This window comes from Bradyrhizobium sp. Kon58 (genome assembly GCF_055807455.1).
On record NZ_JBVVOT010000015.1, the window covers coordinates 73,055 to 88,289 of the forward strand.

The 15,235-nt window shown below is 59.5% G+C and carries 8 protein-coding genes, 1 tRNA gene and 1 pseudogene; 3 read left to right on the plus strand and 7 right to left on the minus strand.

Annotated elements, in window-relative coordinates:
- The first annotated feature begins 344 nt into the window (after positions 1–344).
- Together AC0L20_RS23515 and AC0L20_RS23520 are read left to right on the plus strand one after the other, a co-directional pair.
- On the plus strand, positions 345–1,481 hold the full coding sequence (locus tag AC0L20_RS23515) for a hypothetical protein (protein ID WP_473292653.1): 1,137 nt from the start codon (positions 345–347) through the stop codon (positions 1,479–1,481).
- A 41-nt stretch (positions 1,482–1,522) separates the two neighbouring features.
- Positions 1,523–4,591, plus strand: coding sequence for a DEAD/DEAH box helicase (locus tag AC0L20_RS23520; protein ID WP_473292656.1), 3,069 nt, complete (start codon positions 1,523–1,525; stop codon positions 4,589–4,591).
- On the opposite strand, the gene AC0L20_RS23525 is transcribed toward AC0L20_RS23520, so the two are convergent.
- The 6 genes and pseudogenes from AC0L20_RS23525 to AC0L20_RS23550 form a co-directional block, all read right to left on the minus strand.
- Positions 4,588–5,694 (minus strand): DNA methyltransferase, encoded by a 1,107-nt coding sequence (locus AC0L20_RS23525; protein WP_473292660.1) that lies wholly within the window; start codon positions 5,692–5,694, stop codon positions 4,588–4,590. The genes AC0L20_RS23520 and AC0L20_RS23525 overlap by 4 nt on opposite strands.
- Before the next feature lie 16 nt (positions 5,695–5,710).
- Positions 5,711–7,066 (minus strand): anti-phage deoxyguanosine triphosphatase, encoded by a 1,356-nt coding sequence (locus AC0L20_RS23530; RefSeq protein ID WP_473292664.1) that lies wholly within the window; start codon positions 7,064–7,066, stop codon positions 5,711–5,713.
- Positions 7,067–7,791: 725 nt separating this feature from the next.
- A complete protein-coding gene (locus tag AC0L20_RS23535) occupies positions 7,792–8,499 on the minus strand; it encodes a hypothetical protein (RefSeq protein WP_473292666.1) in 708 nt (235 codons plus the stop codon).
- A 987-nt stretch (positions 8,500–9,486) separates the two neighbouring features.
- A complete protein-coding gene (locus AC0L20_RS23540) occupies positions 9,487–11,265 on the minus strand; it encodes a site-specific integrase (protein ID WP_473292862.1) in 1,779 nt (592 codons plus the stop codon).
- 63 nt (positions 11,266–11,328) lie between these two features.
- A pseudogene (locus tag AC0L20_RS23545) lies at positions 11,329–11,487 on the minus strand (DUF6538 domain-containing protein); the annotation flags it as partial.
- A gap of 100 nt (positions 11,488–11,587) precedes the next feature.
- A tRNA-Gln gene (locus AC0L20_RS23550) sits at positions 11,588–11,662 on the minus strand.
- A 254-nt stretch (positions 11,663–11,916) separates the two neighbouring features.
- Between AC0L20_RS23550 and AC0L20_RS23555 the strand changes: the two genes are divergently transcribed.
- Positions 11,917–13,695, plus strand: a complete 1,779-nt coding sequence (locus tag AC0L20_RS23555) for an acyl-CoA dehydrogenase (protein ID WP_473292668.1) — start codon at positions 11,917–11,919, stop codon at positions 13,693–13,695.
- A gap of 91 nt (positions 13,696–13,786) precedes the next feature.
- Here AC0L20_RS23555 and AC0L20_RS23560 read toward each other — a convergent pair whose 3' ends face one another.
- Complete coding sequence (locus AC0L20_RS23560; RefSeq protein ID WP_473292672.1) at positions 13,787–15,028, minus strand: MFS transporter; 1,242 nt, start codon at positions 15,026–15,028, stop codon at positions 13,787–13,789.
- Between the last annotated feature and the right edge of the window lie 207 nt (positions 15,029–15,235).

The following is a 15,235-nucleotide window of genomic DNA, read 5'->3' on the forward strand; positions in this document are numbered from 1 at the left end:
CGGCACCCGGCACCTTCCTCTCCTCGAACTACGACCGCGTCTTGTCCGGTCCGCAGCTCCTTGCATGCTGTTATCAGGTACCTCTGCAGCGCGCTTGGGGCGAAGTCCTGCGACAGGTGCCCTCGCCGGTTAGATGGCGGTTAGCCAACCCAATCAGGGCCGTCGATCGCAAACAGCGGAGAGTATCCGGCAACAGCTAGTCCCTAGCTGAATACCCAAGGTTGCGCCGTACAAACCAGCTCCAGGCTGGTTCGACAAGTTGTACTGTACTCCTATAGGATAATAACACGAGATAAGCGGGCATATAGAATGCCGCGTTGATTGTGACCGATCGAGAGACAGTTATGCCCTCAACGCTGCCGGAACGGACGGTCTCCAAGAGCGCGTTCTCAATGTTCTTGCGGACGTTATGCGATCGCGAGCTCTATCTTTCGCTGTTTTCGAACAGCCCTAAGGCGCTCGCGGCGGCGCAAATTCCGATCCCGCTGAAATCTCGTCCCGGAGTACAGTTCATCACGGCCTCTGGCGTCGCGTTTGAGAACGAGCAATATGACATACTGGCCACCGCGCTGCCTGGGCACGTAGCGCACGCAGACAACGGCAAGAAATCCGTTCCACTCAAGGCTTCAATTGCGGCCGTCAAAAGCCCAACACTTATACTTCAACCAGCTTTTGAACCCGAGCAATTTCGAAATGCATTCTTCAAGAACATCGGAGTCGAAGCCGCAGACCAGCCACTTATCCCCCCCTTCAAAGGGCTTCGTCCTGACATAATCTTTGCGGACGAGCGGCGCCCGAACGAATATGAGATACTGCCAGACGGATCGCGTCATCGCTTGACGGCGGACGACTCGAGGATGGCCCTTTGCGTCATAGACCTGAAGAACGTTACGGAAGCAAATGCGAGCTATTCGGCCGAGGTATGCCTCTACGCGATTTTTCTGTCAAACTGGCTCCATACCTTGGGCGGCGAGCTACAAAAAAAATTCTTTGTGTCGGACCGCGTCTATCTCTGGCGACATGTCGAGATGCCGCAATTCACAAAAATGAAGTCCAGCAAGGAGGGACAGGACCACGCCAAGCGGCTGGAAGCGCTTCGCACCGACCTCAACGACGGCCTAATAAGCTACTTGATCTATATGCCGAGCGTACGGAAATTCTTTGTCGAAGATCTTCCGCGTATTCTGCGTCTTGGTGATAAAACAGGCTGGAATTCAGTCGACTACCACGTTAATCCGCGATGCAGTTCGTGCGACTGGCTCGGCAATACGTTCTGGTTGTCGACGGCGGACATGGAAATTTATAAAGCCCATCCGGATCATTATTGCTCGCACAATGCGGAAACCTCCGATCATTTGTCGAAGATGCCCTCATTGAGCCGCGCGCAAGCAAAGTGCTTCACATTGGAGGACACCCAACCGTTGGGAAAGTTGCCAATATCAATGCAAGCTCCGACGTCCTTCGCAGACATGCTTTCCTAAAGAAAGATCGCGTTCAGATCGGCGCCAGGGCAAGCTCGATCGTGCAGAACGCGGTTACAGTAGATCAGCAGGCGAAAGTAGCCGGGCTGGCCCGAGGCAGGCACGCCGAGTACGACGTCGTGGTGAACTTTGACGCCGGCTCGGGATTTCTGACAGGCATCGCGGTAAGGGGTATCCTGTTCGCTCCCTTTGGAAAGAAATTCCCGGTCGAAGGTGGCGACCCAGTTTCGTTTAAGTCCTATGGCGAGTCTGCATTCGCTATCAACAAGGACCAGCTTATTGCTGAATGGGCTGCTCTCTCGTCGTTTATCGAGACGTTGGGCGGCTGGATGGAGAACACTGAAGCGCTGTTTACGGCACAGGGATTTGGTGGAGTTCGCACGCAGATATGCTTTTGGGAACTCCGGCAGTACGAAGAGCTTTGCAACGCGTTCGGCAGGCATTTATTGGAAGTTCTTAATCTGCCGAGCCGAGCGCAACGGGCGCTGGCATGGATTTTCCCGCCCGAAGAGCTCATGGAGAAGTCGGACGCGATTTGCCCGAACATCGTCTTTATCCGCGACATTGTCACAGCGTCCGTGCGCCTGCCTCAGCGCTTTGCCGTGACGCTTCTAGGCACTGCCGAGCACTATTCTCATGCGAGGATGACCCCGCGTAACATCGATAACTACTATATCGAACCACTCGGAAACGGCATCCCGCGCGAGCGCATCTACGAAATTTGGAAGTCCCCGACCGGGACCGTCCGCATTTTTGGCCAAGCCAAAAGTGTGACGGAAGCGGTGAAACGTTACGAGACAGTCCTCAAAGCTCATACGTGGGCGCTGGCAAGCATCACGGCGCGCCTCCGTGAAGACCTAAAGGGCAATATCGACGGAAATGCTCCTCCGCTTAACACTTCGATCCCATCGGGATTACAAGGCGTCGCCTATGACTCCAAACTGTGGGATCGGTGGTCAAAAGTCTCTGCCGCGGTCGCCCGCACGGAACGACTGAACGCGTTTCTCACCCGGCCCGAATGGCTAGAAGCATCGTACAAGGCCATCGTCCTGACGAAGCTCGTCAAGGATCGGGAGAATGGACTGTACGATTTTGAGGTCGGCGAAGATTCTACCGAGGCGAAAATCGAAGAGGGCGACTATTGTACCCTCGGGATCGTAGACCGGCCGGGCTTTCCGCTTCAGAACGCATCATCGTTGGGCTTGACCATCCAAGATGACAGTCTGTACGCGCCGATGCATACCGTGATCCTTGTGTTGGTCCAGCAGTTCGACCGAGCGGCGAAACGGATAACGGTTCGGATTGCCGCGCGTCGGAAGCAAATGCAATCCTCGTTCAATGCCGTAATGGCCTCCGGGATCATTCCGCTCGGGAAAGGGCACCTCTACGTACTTGAAGGAGCCCCATACGACGACTCTCCGACCGTGGGCGCAATCTTAAAAGCTATTGGCGACCCAGCCATTGCTGTCGCCGCGAACGAAGCTTTGGATGCGCTGGGGACGACCGCGGCAAAGAAGCTCAAGAAGGGGACCAGCGCAACAACGCCAGCCGCTTCTGTACTTTGGCAGGGCGACAAACTTTCGAACGTCAGCGTGCGTGACGCGAATGCCATTGCAGCGCTATCGACGTTTGCCAGCACGACGAATGAACATCCCCTCAACGCCAGTCAGGTTGCGGCCGTCCGAACCTGTGCCAGAAGCCAACTCGCAATCGTGTGGGGACCGCCCGGCACCGGGAAAACGGAAACCCTGGTTGCTTTTCTGCACGCAGTGCTGAGAGAAGGAATGGTTCGCAAGATATTGCTGACTGGTCCGAATTACCGGGCTGTCGAAGAGCTTTCAGGTCGCCTCGCCAAGAATCTAAGCACCGACGCTAAGGCGAGCTGCGATTTCTTTTGGCTTTACTCGCGAACCCGACTGCCAAAGGTCATCGATATTTCCGCAGCTCATCTAAATCTGAAAACAGCGAACCGCGACAGCAATGATGCGGCGTACAACGAGCTCCTCCAAAGCCTAAACGATCACAAGCGCACGACTATCGTATCCACAACATCGCACATCGTGGATCAGCTTACGCGCGACGCAACCGGTTCGGTTCTCGGCCCTGTATTTCAGCTTGTGGTGCTGGATGAAAGTTCGCAGATTCCGCTGACGCTGGCGCTTCGTCCGCTCGCTTCCATGCGTCCAGATGCCCAACTCATCGTCGCTGGCGACCATAAGCAAATGCCGCCGATCCATCACTTGGAGCCACCCAAAAACGCGGAATACCTCGTCGACAGCATTCAAAACTATCTGATCAAGCGCTTCAAAATCGCTCCGGCGCCGCTGCTGATCAACTATCGATCAAACGCAGACCTCGTCGAATACGCCCGGTCCCTCGACTATCCCGCGACGCTTTCTGCTCATTCACCGAAGAAGGATTTGCGAATTCTTCACCCGATCAACAATTTCGTGACAACGCTTCCCGCCAGCATACCAACAACTGCAGCATACGGCGAACTGCTGCTGCCGGAGCGACGCGTTACAGCCCTTATTCACGACGATCCCACGTCATCCCAAGCCAACGAAATTGAGGCGGGATTGGTCGCAGGCCTGGCTTTTGTGCTCCGCCACACGATGGCGAGCGAGCTCGACACCGGCGCAAAAGCGACCTTTACGGCGTTTACCGACGATGACTTCTTCAAAGAAGGAATTGGCATCGTCACTCCGCACAAGGCGCAAAAAGCCCTCGTTTTGCGGAAGATGCGGGAGCTGTTTCCGAAGGCCAGTCAGGAGGCTGTTTTCAGCGCGGTCGACACGGTCGAGCGTTTCCAAGGAGGCGAACGCAACACGATCATTGTCACTTACGGCGTAGGCGACACGGAGATTATTGAAGGGGAGGAGCAATTCCTTCTTCAGTTGGAGCGGACGAACGTCGCTGTTTCCCGCGCTCGAGCCAAGTGTATCCTCCTCATGCCGAAATCACTTGCATACCACCTGCCGACTGACCAGAAAGCGGCGGAGACATCGGTAGCACTTAAGTCATATCTGGAGGAGTTTTGCGGAAATCGGTCCACCGTGGCTATCACACTCGATGGGATAATTAGGGCCGGCCAGGTTCGCTGGCATTAGTTTAGGACGGCATGAAAATCGTATTCTTCGGACGGTGCGGAGTCTTGGCCCATTTGGTCTGCTTGACGCTTTCCCGCATGTGCAGTGTCCGCATTGCGTACCGATATCAAATCCCAGCTTCCCGCCTCCTCAAGTGAGGCCCGCAACAGGACCTTTGCATCGCTCTTTGCCGACGGAAGTGTTCCAAATCGTACATACAGATGCGCTCCATCCTGCGACCGCTTCGCAAGATTTTTCCAGACCTTTGCCACGTCGTGGATGAACGCTTGATGGCTCGAGTGGCAAATTTGCTCCTCCACCTCATAATCGACGTCATCGCTTCCGCCAAGAAACCACATTCGGAGCCATTGATCCTGCACATAGGTCCGCATGCCGTAGTATGGAGGCGACGTAATGATCAATGAAGCGTTGTAGATGTTTCGATAGGAGTTAGAAATCCGGGCATCCGAACACTTGACGTTGGTGAGCCTCCCAAAGGGATCGCTCTCCAAGTCGGTTATGCGCGAGAGTTTCTTCTTTATTACGTCGATGACGTTGACATCGGGCGGATATAAGTCGCGCTCCTTCCAAAACTTAACCGAATAAGCAGGCTTTGAAGAAAACGTCCTCGGCATCTGATTGGAAAAATAACTTGGAACGTCGCCAGCGATGAGCGGCCCATGCAAGCAGCCTAGCGCAGCCGCACGCAAGAGCGCCGACGCATGCGAAGGACGTTCTTCAGTTAGCAATCCTTCGCGAAGGCTGCAAATTTGGGTCAATGTCTTGAATGAGAAGGCGCGATCAAAGAACGACGTTTTCGGCACGTGCTTCGGCTTCTTGGCGAGAAACGCCTCCCCAAGTGCGACGATCTCTTCAAGACCTGCACTTGCAAGCTTTGCTTGCGCAATCGCAGCCGCGATCGGGGAGGTATCAAATCCGTACGAGGTAAGACCCAGCCGCCTCGCGGCGTAGATCGTTGTTCCTCGGCCACAGAAGGGGTCCACAATGACAGGCGCATCGGCACGATGCTTTCGAATGATCCTCATGGGATATTCGAGCGGGAACATAGTGTAATAAGGACAAATTGCGTTGAAGGCAAAATCCTTTTTATAAGCAAACGCCATCGCGTACGGCACCCGCTCACAATTTATCGAACACGGAGCCCATCCGTGGACTGAAGAGCCGGTCGTACGTCTTAAGCAGAAACTCGTCGGTCATACCGGCGACGTAGTCGCAAATCACGCGCTGATCTTTTCCAGATGTTTCGTAAGTCTGACGCGCGTCTTCCGGCAACAAGGAACCCGGGTCGGAGCATAGGGCTTCGAAGACGGAAACCACCATCTTCTGACCCTTGAACTCCAGGTGTTGGACGTTGGGTGTCCGAATCACTTTTTCCACGACAAGCGACTGAAGTGCGGACAGGAAGAGGCGTTGCGGATCGCTTAGGATCGCGCGATAGCGGATGAGCGGGTTTTGTAACTCGGCAAGCTTCTCAATCTCGATGTTTGTAACGAAGTGGTGCACGAGCCGGCTGATGAAGTGTTTCCGCTCTTTGCCAGAGCCAAAGATCTGCACGACAAACCGGTCATAAACATTATTGGCAGCTTCGCCAGGGTATTTCTGCTTGAGCGCGTCGAGAAATGGGGCGCAAACGGCCTCGGAGACATGCTGTCTGAAATGGCTCTCGCGTATCAAGCCAAGCGCGATGGCATCTTCCAGATCGTGGACCCCGTAGGCGATGTCATCCGACACATCCATGATGCTGCAGTCGAAAGACTTGTGTCGCGGCTTGCCGTGTTTTTCCTCCACAGGATCACGAGTCTGAAACTCGTCGCGATCGGTTTTGCCAAGCGGCTGCAAAATCCAATCGACAATGTCATTCTCCGAGTCGAAATAGCATTTCGGAGGCTTGCACACGCTGGTGTTGAGAGTTCGAATGGAGGTGGCGGTTTCGTACAGTGCGGGCACGATCTTGGGATTGGCCACACGGCTGAAAGGAACTGGATATTTGAGAACCGCAAGCATTGCGCGGCGGCTGAGATCTGAGCCATTCGCCACGGAAAAGTTTTCGAGTCGGGCGAGAATGCGAAGTGTGTGACCGTTGCCTTCGAAGCCACCATGATCACGCATGCAGTAGTTCAGCGCGACTTCGCCGCCGTGGCCGAAGGGAGGGTGGCCAAGGTCATGGCTGAAACCAGCCGACTGAATTAGGCTGAGTGGCGGAATGTACTCGCGCGCCTCATGGCTCTCATATTTGCCTTCTAGTTGACGGGCAATACTGCCAGCGATCTGGGCGACTTCGAGGGAATGAGTGAGCCGCGTCCGATAAAAATCGCTGTCGCCAAGGTTCAGGATCTGCGTCTTGCCTTGGAGGCGCCGAAACGAGCCCGAGTGCACTATGCGCGCATAGTCCACGTCAAACGGACTGCGGAGGTCCTCCGGCTGCTGCTTCCATCCGCTTGGACGTTCTGCCCAATCGCTCTTTATCCCAGCCATGTTGCTCTAGCCCGACCCTAACGCACTATTCACTGACGCACCGCGCGCCGTGAGGGTGTCGACCGACACTAATTCAGGGGTAACATCTTTCGCAGGCGAAGCCAGAATCCAGTGGTCCACCGACTGTCCGCGGTATTGCGAGTTTACTGCGCATATGGTTGGGTTCCAAGCTTTAACACGGAAAAGTCAGCTTAAACAACCACGCGGCCTCGTTGAGGAAGGCCATCATGTTGGCAAAAACTCCTCGGGACTGTCGCCCTTCGGGAAGCCGACCTCGCTCGGCAGAAACTGGCTGTACGCGTGACCTTCCAAGTGCCGCCTCCATTCGCCGAGCCCGGTCTGAGCCAGGATCCCCAGCCACGCGGCTCGGCGGTGCGCCTCCCTCTTGGGCAGCACGCCGAGCCTCACCCGGATAGGAGCGCACGGGATGCCGTCACCCGCAAGATCGCGGGGCGGTCGGATCTGGAAGAAATACGTGGAAAGCCGCCGAACAACGTAGGTCGGCGCGCCTCGCCGGCGGCTGCTGCGGGCCGGCGCCGGGGCGGCGCGGTCGTGGACTACTTGATGGACTACCTCGGGGGATACACGCTTCGGCACTTGCACACTCACGCAGGCCGGACACGCGTTTTTTCAAGGTTTTCTGCAAGAAGAAAGTGGCGGATAGGATTCGAAAACTGGCGGAGAGGGAGGGCCCAGCGCCGCGGATCGAAGAACCAATTCAAGGACTAGTGCACGCCCAGCGCCCAGCCCAGCAGTCGAGCACGAAGCCCGCCACGCTGGCGAACCTGGACGAACCTAAGAGCCTCGGGACAGCCGGACGCCGCAACGGCCGCCTCCAGCAAGCCGTTGGCAGAACCGTCCGATATGTCGCCGGCATGACGGAGAAGACTGTCGAGAACGGACAAGAAGTCCTCATTGGCCTTCGCCAAGCTGGAAACGTCGTCAACCAGCGTAGGGCGCCACGCGTGGATCGCGGCGATTTTGGCCAAATCCCCGCGCTTGATCAGCTCGATGATCGACGAGGCGTCCACTCCCGACACGATCAGGAGCTGGGCGAGCTCAAGTAGGGCCGCACTTGAAACGACGGACAGAATGGTCGCACGGACGTTCCTGCTATTGTCCCTGTCGGCGACGAGCGCTTGCGCCACCGCGTACACCGTGTTCTTCGCTTCTTCCTGTTCAGGCACCTCTACAACGTATTGCCCAAACCCGTCTTTCTTCCGCTGGGCTCGGTACTTTCGTTTCGCCTCAGCCGCCTCTGATACTTGCTTCTTCCGGCGTGCGACGCGGACGTAGGCGGTGGTCGGCTCCAGACCCAATTCCGCGACCTTCTCCTTGAATTGGGATTCGTCGCGGTCATTCGATCCCGGACCTTGATCAAAGGTCTCTGGACCACGTTCAAAGGCAGCCTTGGCGCCGGCATCGACGGTCATTCGCATGACTAGTCCGAAGACTAGTCTCCCTAGCTTGGCCGCTGCGACGCCAATCGCGTCGCACAGCCACAAAGCTGCACTTTGATTGACCCCCAGGGGCATTGTTTTCAGACGATTTCAGGGTGCGCGAGGCAGTAATTGCCGAGGAGAAGGCCGACGGTTGGAGAAGCCTTCACCGCCATTTCGGCCACAGGGTGGCCCCGGCAGGAGAAGTCCGGCGCCCCTCTCCAGGGTGCGCACTACCGCTCTCAGAAGCGGCGGACACGTCAAAATAACCCGTGGGTATCCGGACACAAGGGTTGCGACCGAACATCGTTAAACCGCGTTAACGACTGCCAAGTCGCCGAGGTTACCGGCTGTTGCCACAAGAGAGTATCTGTCATTCCACTCGTACCACCGACCCAATTCCAGTGGTCTAATCGGCGGGTTCTGGCAAATGTTTCGCACGCGATGATCGTGAAAATGGCGCCACCTCCCTGTTCTGGACCCAGGGAATGAGGTTCGCGGCATGGGGCTTGAGGTGGTCAGTGATCACACTGAGCTTCATGATGAACGAACAAGGTATCGAGTTCGTGGGGGGCACGGTGGCGTGTGCGCCGAGGATATGGTCGAGAGAGGAGACGTCGACGCCGTTGGGATGGCTTCCCTTGATCGGCTGCTCGAGTTGCCGCGGATCGCCCAACAGGGCTTCGCGCCTGCGAGACGGCGAGAACGTTCGCGATTGACATCTGGGCGGCTTCGTCGATGAAGAGAACGTCGACGATTCCGCCGCGTCGGGTCGGGCTCAGAGCCAGGCGGTCGCACCTCCGACCATGCAGTCCGAGTCCAGAGCATCGAGAAACGCAGCGTTGTCCGTCGTGAAGCGCAGTCCCGGGAGATCGTCCTCCTTTTCGGAAACCTTCCGCATCACCTCACGGCCGTCTGGCGTCTGCTTCCTCTGGACGAACGATAGACCTTTGTGTTTCGTCGCGATCCCCAAGCCCCAACTCAGCCGCCGACGCCGACAGTTCCGATCGAACGCTTTGCGCGCGACGGCTGCGAAAACGGTGCGACCTCCTTGTTCTCGACCCAAGGGATAAGTTTGATAGCGTGCGGCACGAGATGGCCGGTGATCACTTCGAGCTTCATGATGAATTCGAACAACGTATCGAGTTCATGCGGTTCGCAGTAGCGCTCGCTGGTTTCGCTGTCGCCGCCGTGCCCAAGGAGATCCGCCCGGTCCTCCTTCGAGAGCAGTTTCTTTTTCAACTGCGCGCCGAAGAGGTGACGCACGGCATGAGCGCCCAGCCCTTCTTCGGTGATCTTGGCCGCCGTGAGGATCGGCTTGAACAGCTTGTAGAAGCGATTGCCCAACGGCGAACGACTGCTGGGAGAGTAGAGGTCGGGGAAGAGCAGCTTGTAGCCGAGCGCCTTGATCTTGCCGACGTAGTCGAGGAAGCCCAACCTGATCAGCTCCGGATGGAGCGGGATGTTGCGCTTGGACTGTGCGTTCTTGATGCGCCGTTGCTCGTTGGCTGCAATGTGAATATACGGCCTGCAGCCTTCGCGTTCGACGATGACGTCGTCCACCATCGCCCCGCAAAGCTCCTCCCGCCTCGCGCCCATGTAGTAGATGAGGATCGGGACAAAATAGAGTGCGCAGTGGAAGATCCGTGCGGCGCCCTCCTCGCCCCAATTCCCGAGATCGTCCCAAGCGGCGGAATTGATGAATGGCGAGGTCTGAAAAATCGCCTTGGCGCTCTCGATCGGCAACTTCGCCCTTTCGTCGCGGGCACGCTTGTTCTTGCCTCGGCTCTTTGCGCGCAATTTCGTCAGGTTTATCGCCTCCAGGCTCTTTGAACCTCGAGCAATCGCGTAATCGAAGATCTGGTCAATGAAGGTCCAATGCCGATTGAGGGTTTCGCCGCCAATGCCGCGCTTGCTCCGATCGACCGACCGCCCCTTCTCGCGGAGCTCTCCGATCGTGAGCTTCTCGTCCCGCACCGATTTGCCGTAGTGCTTGTAGATTTCGAGACGGAGGAAATCGGCGAACTTCCCGACCTCTGCCTGGCCCAGGAGATTGAGGTCCTGAATGTGCTGATCCTGAACCATGAACTTGATGAATAGGTTCGAGATGCTCTTGGCTTGCCGCTGCGTCTTCTCGTCCCAATGATCGTCGACAGCGTTCTGCTGGATCACGCCATCCGCAAATCGCGAGAAGTCGGCCATGGGGACGAATTGCGGGATCGCAGCAACGGGACCCGCAGTCGGTGGATCGCTTGGACGATCCACCGCAGGCCCCGCCACCGGGATCATTGGCTTCGGTGGATCGTTCATCGCAAGCAGCAGGCGATCCACCAGTCCCTCGTCTTCGACCCGCGCCCCTCCGTACCGGCGCTCGGACTCTGCCAGCGCAAGCCTCATTCCACGGAAATAAGTCCCCTGCGCCACGTCCATGTTCATGGCGGTCGGCACGGCTTGCACGCCTTCGATCATTTGCCGAAGGACGTGGTACTTGGACGGCACCATGTCGTTGGCCCGAAGCATGGTCAGATGGCGCTTCACAGCCTCGATGTCCGCCTCCGAGAGACCATCGGCGATCATCCGGTCGCGATCCTGAGGGCGCACGGCAGCGCCGTGTCCTTGGGCATCCAGCAGCGTGTAGGTCCACAAGGCCCGCCGGTCGTCCGACCGCGCCTGGTCGACGTCAAAGCCGGGCGCGTTCTTGGCAGCGAACGCCACCCGCTCGAGCTTGGCTACCTGCTTCTCGACGACGGCATGAAGCATTGTCTCAATTTGAGACCGCGACAGCCGATCGGCACCATCAGCAAGCATGGCAACATCATCCAAGAACAGGTTGACCTGGGTAGCCAGCCGACAAGCCGCCGCGCGGTTCGTCGTTTTCAGGCTCATAGAAAGATGCGGGCGGCCGAGCACGCTGGCAAGCCTCCTAGGGGTACGACGGCGCCAATAATAGACGGCTTGGCGGCGAAAGATGTGGAAAGCCATCGCGAGCGACACCCTGTGCAGCAGTGATGTGTCGCAGCGCTGTGCAGCAGCGCCCCAGCCAGGCCGGTTTCGTCAGCTTTTTCAGGGGAAGCGGAGCCGCTGGCTGGGGCGGGAGGGATCGAACCTCCGAATGGCGGAATCAAAATCCGCTGCCTTACCACTTGGCTACGCCCCATCAGGCCCTCGGGAACGGCGGCGACAGGAGCGTCCGCGGATTCCCTCGAGTGGTGCCGGTCTATAGGGAGAGGCGCGCCATTTCAACCGCCCGGAGGGGCAAAATACCACAGGCGCCGGTGGCGCGGCGCCATGCCTGATATGGGCGCTACGCCCCCCGCTCCCGACAGCAGCTCCGCCACCCCTCCTGACAGTTGAGACCTCCGCCGTTTCATGGGAATACGACGCCAAGACCTGTCTCTCCGGGAGTGAGCCATGACCTACCGCGCGCCGATCTCTGACATGCTGCTGTCGCTCAACCACGGCGCCGGCCTGAAGGCTGCCATGGAGGCCGGCCATTACGGCGATTTCGACGGCGATATCGTGGGCGCCGTGCTGGAGGAAGCCGGCAAGTTCGCGACCGACGTGCTGGCGCCGCTGAACAAGGTCGGCGACGAGCACGGCATTAAGCTCAGCGACGGCAAGGTCACGACCGCGCCGGGCTGGCCGGATGCCTACAAGCGCTGGACCGAGGGCGGCTGGAACGCGGTCTCCGGCCCCGAGGATTTCGGCGGCCAGGGCCTGCCGCTCGCGATCAACGCGGCCTGCACCGAGATCTGGAGCGCCGCCAACGTCGCCTTTGGCCTCTGCCCGTTGCTGACGGCGTCGGCAATGGAGGCGCTGGACGCGCATGGCAGCGACGCGTTGAAGAAGATTTATCTCGAGAAGCTCGTCTCCGGCGAATGGACCGGCACGATGCAACTGACCGAGCCGCAGGCCGGCTCCGATGTCGGCGCGCTGCGCACCCGCGCCGAGAAGCAGGCCGACGGCACCTATCGCATCAAGGGGACGAAGATCTTCATCACCTATGGCGAGCACGACATGACCGACAACATCGTGCATTTCGTGCTGGCGCGCCTGCCGGACGCGCCGGCCGGCACCAAGGGGATATCGCTGTTCCTCGTTCCCAAATTCATGGTGAACGAAGACGGCTCGCTCGGTGCACGCAACGACATTTTTGCCTCTGGCGTCGAGCACAAGCTCGGCATGCATGCCTCCCCCACCTGCACCATGACCATGGGCGACCATGGCGGCGCGATCGGCTTCCTGGTCGGCGAAGAGAACCAGGGCATGCGCTGCATGTTCACCATGATGAACCAGGCCCGCCTCGGCGTCGGCCTCGAAGGCGTCGGTGTCGCCGATCGCGCCTATCAGCAGGCATTATCGTACGCACAAGAGCGCAAGCAGGGCCGCGCCCTCGGCAACAAGGGTGACGGCTCCGATGCGATCTTCGTACATCCCGACGTCAAGCGCATGCTGATGCGGATGCGGGCGCAGACCGCGGCGGCGCGTACCATCTGCTATGCGACCGCGGTCGCGATCGACGTCTCGACGCGCGCCAGGGATCCGAAGGTCCGCGCCGACGCTGCCGCGCGCGCGGCGCTGCTGACGCCGATGGCCAAGGGCTATTCCACCGACATCGGCAACGAGGTCGCCTATCTCGGCGTGCAGGTGCATGGCGGGATGGGCTTCATCGAGGAGACCGGCGCGGCGCAGCACTATCGCGATGCCCGCATCACCGCGATCTACGAGGGCACCAACGGCATCCAGGCCATCGACCTCGTCACGCGAAAACTCGCGGCCAATGGCGGCGCGGCGGTGTGGGCGCTGCTCGACGAGCTCTCGGCCATCGTGAAGCAGGTCGAAGCCTCCAACGATCCCGCCTTCGGCACCACGGGCGTGAAACTGCGCGAGGCACTGGAGGCGCTGACGCGCACCAGCAAATGGCTGCTGGAGCGGGTTGCGTCCGCGCCGAACGAGGCGCTGGCCGGGGCGACGCCGTATCTGCAACAGTTCGGCGCCACGCTCGGCGGCTGCATGCTGGCATCCGAAGCGCTCGCCGCGAAATCCGATGGCATCACGGACGCCGCGCGCTACGTCTCGCTGGCGCGCTTCTTCGCCGAGAACATCGCCGTGCAGGCCGGCGCGCTCGAGCGCACCGTGACGGAGAGCGCGGAGTCGGTCGCGGCTGCGGATGCGGTGCTGTTGGGGTAGCTGGGACGCGTAGCCCGGATGGAGCGCAGCGCAATCCGGGATTCGTGCCACGAGCGATGACGGCCCCGGATTGCGCTGCGCTCCATCCGGGCTACGAAGCTGCGAGCTTCGTACGTCTCCCCGGCCGCCACAGCACCACGCCCGCCGCCACCAGATCTAGCACCACGCACATCGCAAACGCGCTCGTGTAATTGCCGGTGACGCTGCGCACGAGGCCGACGATGCCGGGGCCGAAGGCGCTGACGATGCCGCTGATCGACGTGCCCAGTCCCATCGCGGCGGCGAAGGCGCTGGCGCCGATCTCGCGCTGGATGATCAAAGGCGGGAACGTGATCATGTTGCCGATCGAGAAACCGTAGACGGCGCAGCACACGAGCAGCACGGTCGGGTTCGTGCTTTGCAGAAGCACGAACAGAGCCGCCGCCTGGCTCGTCATCGATGCCGCGCAGGCGAGCCGCGGATCGAGCCGGTCCACGAACAGGCCGAGCGACAGGCGCCCGACCACCGCCATCGCCGCCATGATGGTGACGGCAAGGCCCGCACTGGCGCGGCCGATCAGCGGTTCGAGGAACGTCACCTGGTGGATGATGAATCCCATCTGCGCCAGCAGCGCGATCGCGATCGGCAGCACCATGGTCCAGAACGCCGCGTTGGCGAGCAGCGTCTTGCGCGAGTGAACCGCAGGCACGGCGGTGCCGCCATCGAATGAATCCCCGCCCGGCGTCGGCGGCATTTCGGTGCGCCAACCGGTGAAGATGACCACCACCGGCAGCACCAGCACCACCATCGCCAGCGTGGCCGCCAGCATCGCGGAACGGAAGCCGATGCTGCCGCTCAACGTCAGCAGCAGCGGCACGAGCACGATGCCGCCGCAGGTCGCGCCGTTGTAAGCGAGGCTGAGCGCGAGCCCGCGGCGCCGTTCGAACCAGGAGTTCAGCACGGTCGCGATCACCACCGTGCCCATGCCGGTCCAGCCGACCGACATCAGCGCATAGGCGAGATAGAGCTGCCAGGGCGTCTGCAGCAGTGCCAGCAGCACCGTCGAAGCGCCCAGCGCCGACAGGCCGCACAGGATCAACGACCGCAGCCCGATGCGGGCGAGCAGATCGTCGGTGAAGATGACGAGTACGGCAGTCAGGAGAAAGGAGAAGGTGCTGGCCGCGGAAACCAGCGTGCCCGGCCAGCCATGGGCGCGCTGCAGCTCGGCGAGATAGACGCCCTGGCCGTACAGGCCGAAGCCGAACATGAAGAAAGCCATCAGGAAGCAGGCCAGCACGACGCGCCAGCCGCGGTAGTGCAGCGAAGATTCGTCAACACGCGTGGCGGCAATCATCAATCGGGCAATCGGCCAAATGGAACGGCGCGAGGCGATCGTGCACCACAACCAGGGGTTTTTCAAATGAAAAAGGTGGCTGATTGTGCAACGCGCAGCACGGCGGGGAGCGTGATGCGCCCGTCTCACGCGAATTCGGTCTCCGAAAGGTCGAGCCAGCGCATTGGCACGCCTGCAAGATGATGTAGGCTGACGTTTCGCGAGTCT

Excerpts from the sequence above, each read along its gene's own strand:
- AC0L20_RS23530 (WP_473292664.1), bottom strand. The coding sequence starts at position 7,066 with ATGGCTGGGATAAAGAGCGATTGGGCAGAACGTCCAAGCGGATGGAAG.
- AC0L20_RS23555 (WP_473292668.1), top strand. The coding sequence starts at position 11,917 with ATGACCTACCGCGCGCCGATCTCTGACATGCTGCTGTCGCTCAACCAC.
- AC0L20_RS23525 (WP_473292660.1), bottom strand. The coding sequence starts at position 5,694 with ATGGCGTTTGCTTATAAAAAGGATTTTGCCTTCAACGCAATTTGTCCT.
- AC0L20_RS23535 (WP_473292666.1), bottom strand. The coding sequence starts at position 8,499 with ATGACCGTCGATGCCGGCGCCAAGGCTGCCTTTGAACGTGGTCCAGAG.
- AC0L20_RS23540 (WP_473292862.1), bottom strand. The coding sequence starts at position 11,265 with ATGCTTCATGCCGTCGTCGAGAAGCAGGTAGCCAAGCTCGAGCGGGTG.
- AC0L20_RS23560 (WP_473292672.1), bottom strand. The coding sequence starts at position 15,028 with ATGATTGCCGCCACGCGTGTTGACGAATCTTCGCTGCACTACCGCGGC.
- AC0L20_RS23515 (WP_473292653.1), top strand. The coding sequence starts at position 345 with ATGCCCTCAACGCTGCCGGAACGGACGGTCTCCAAGAGCGCGTTCTCA.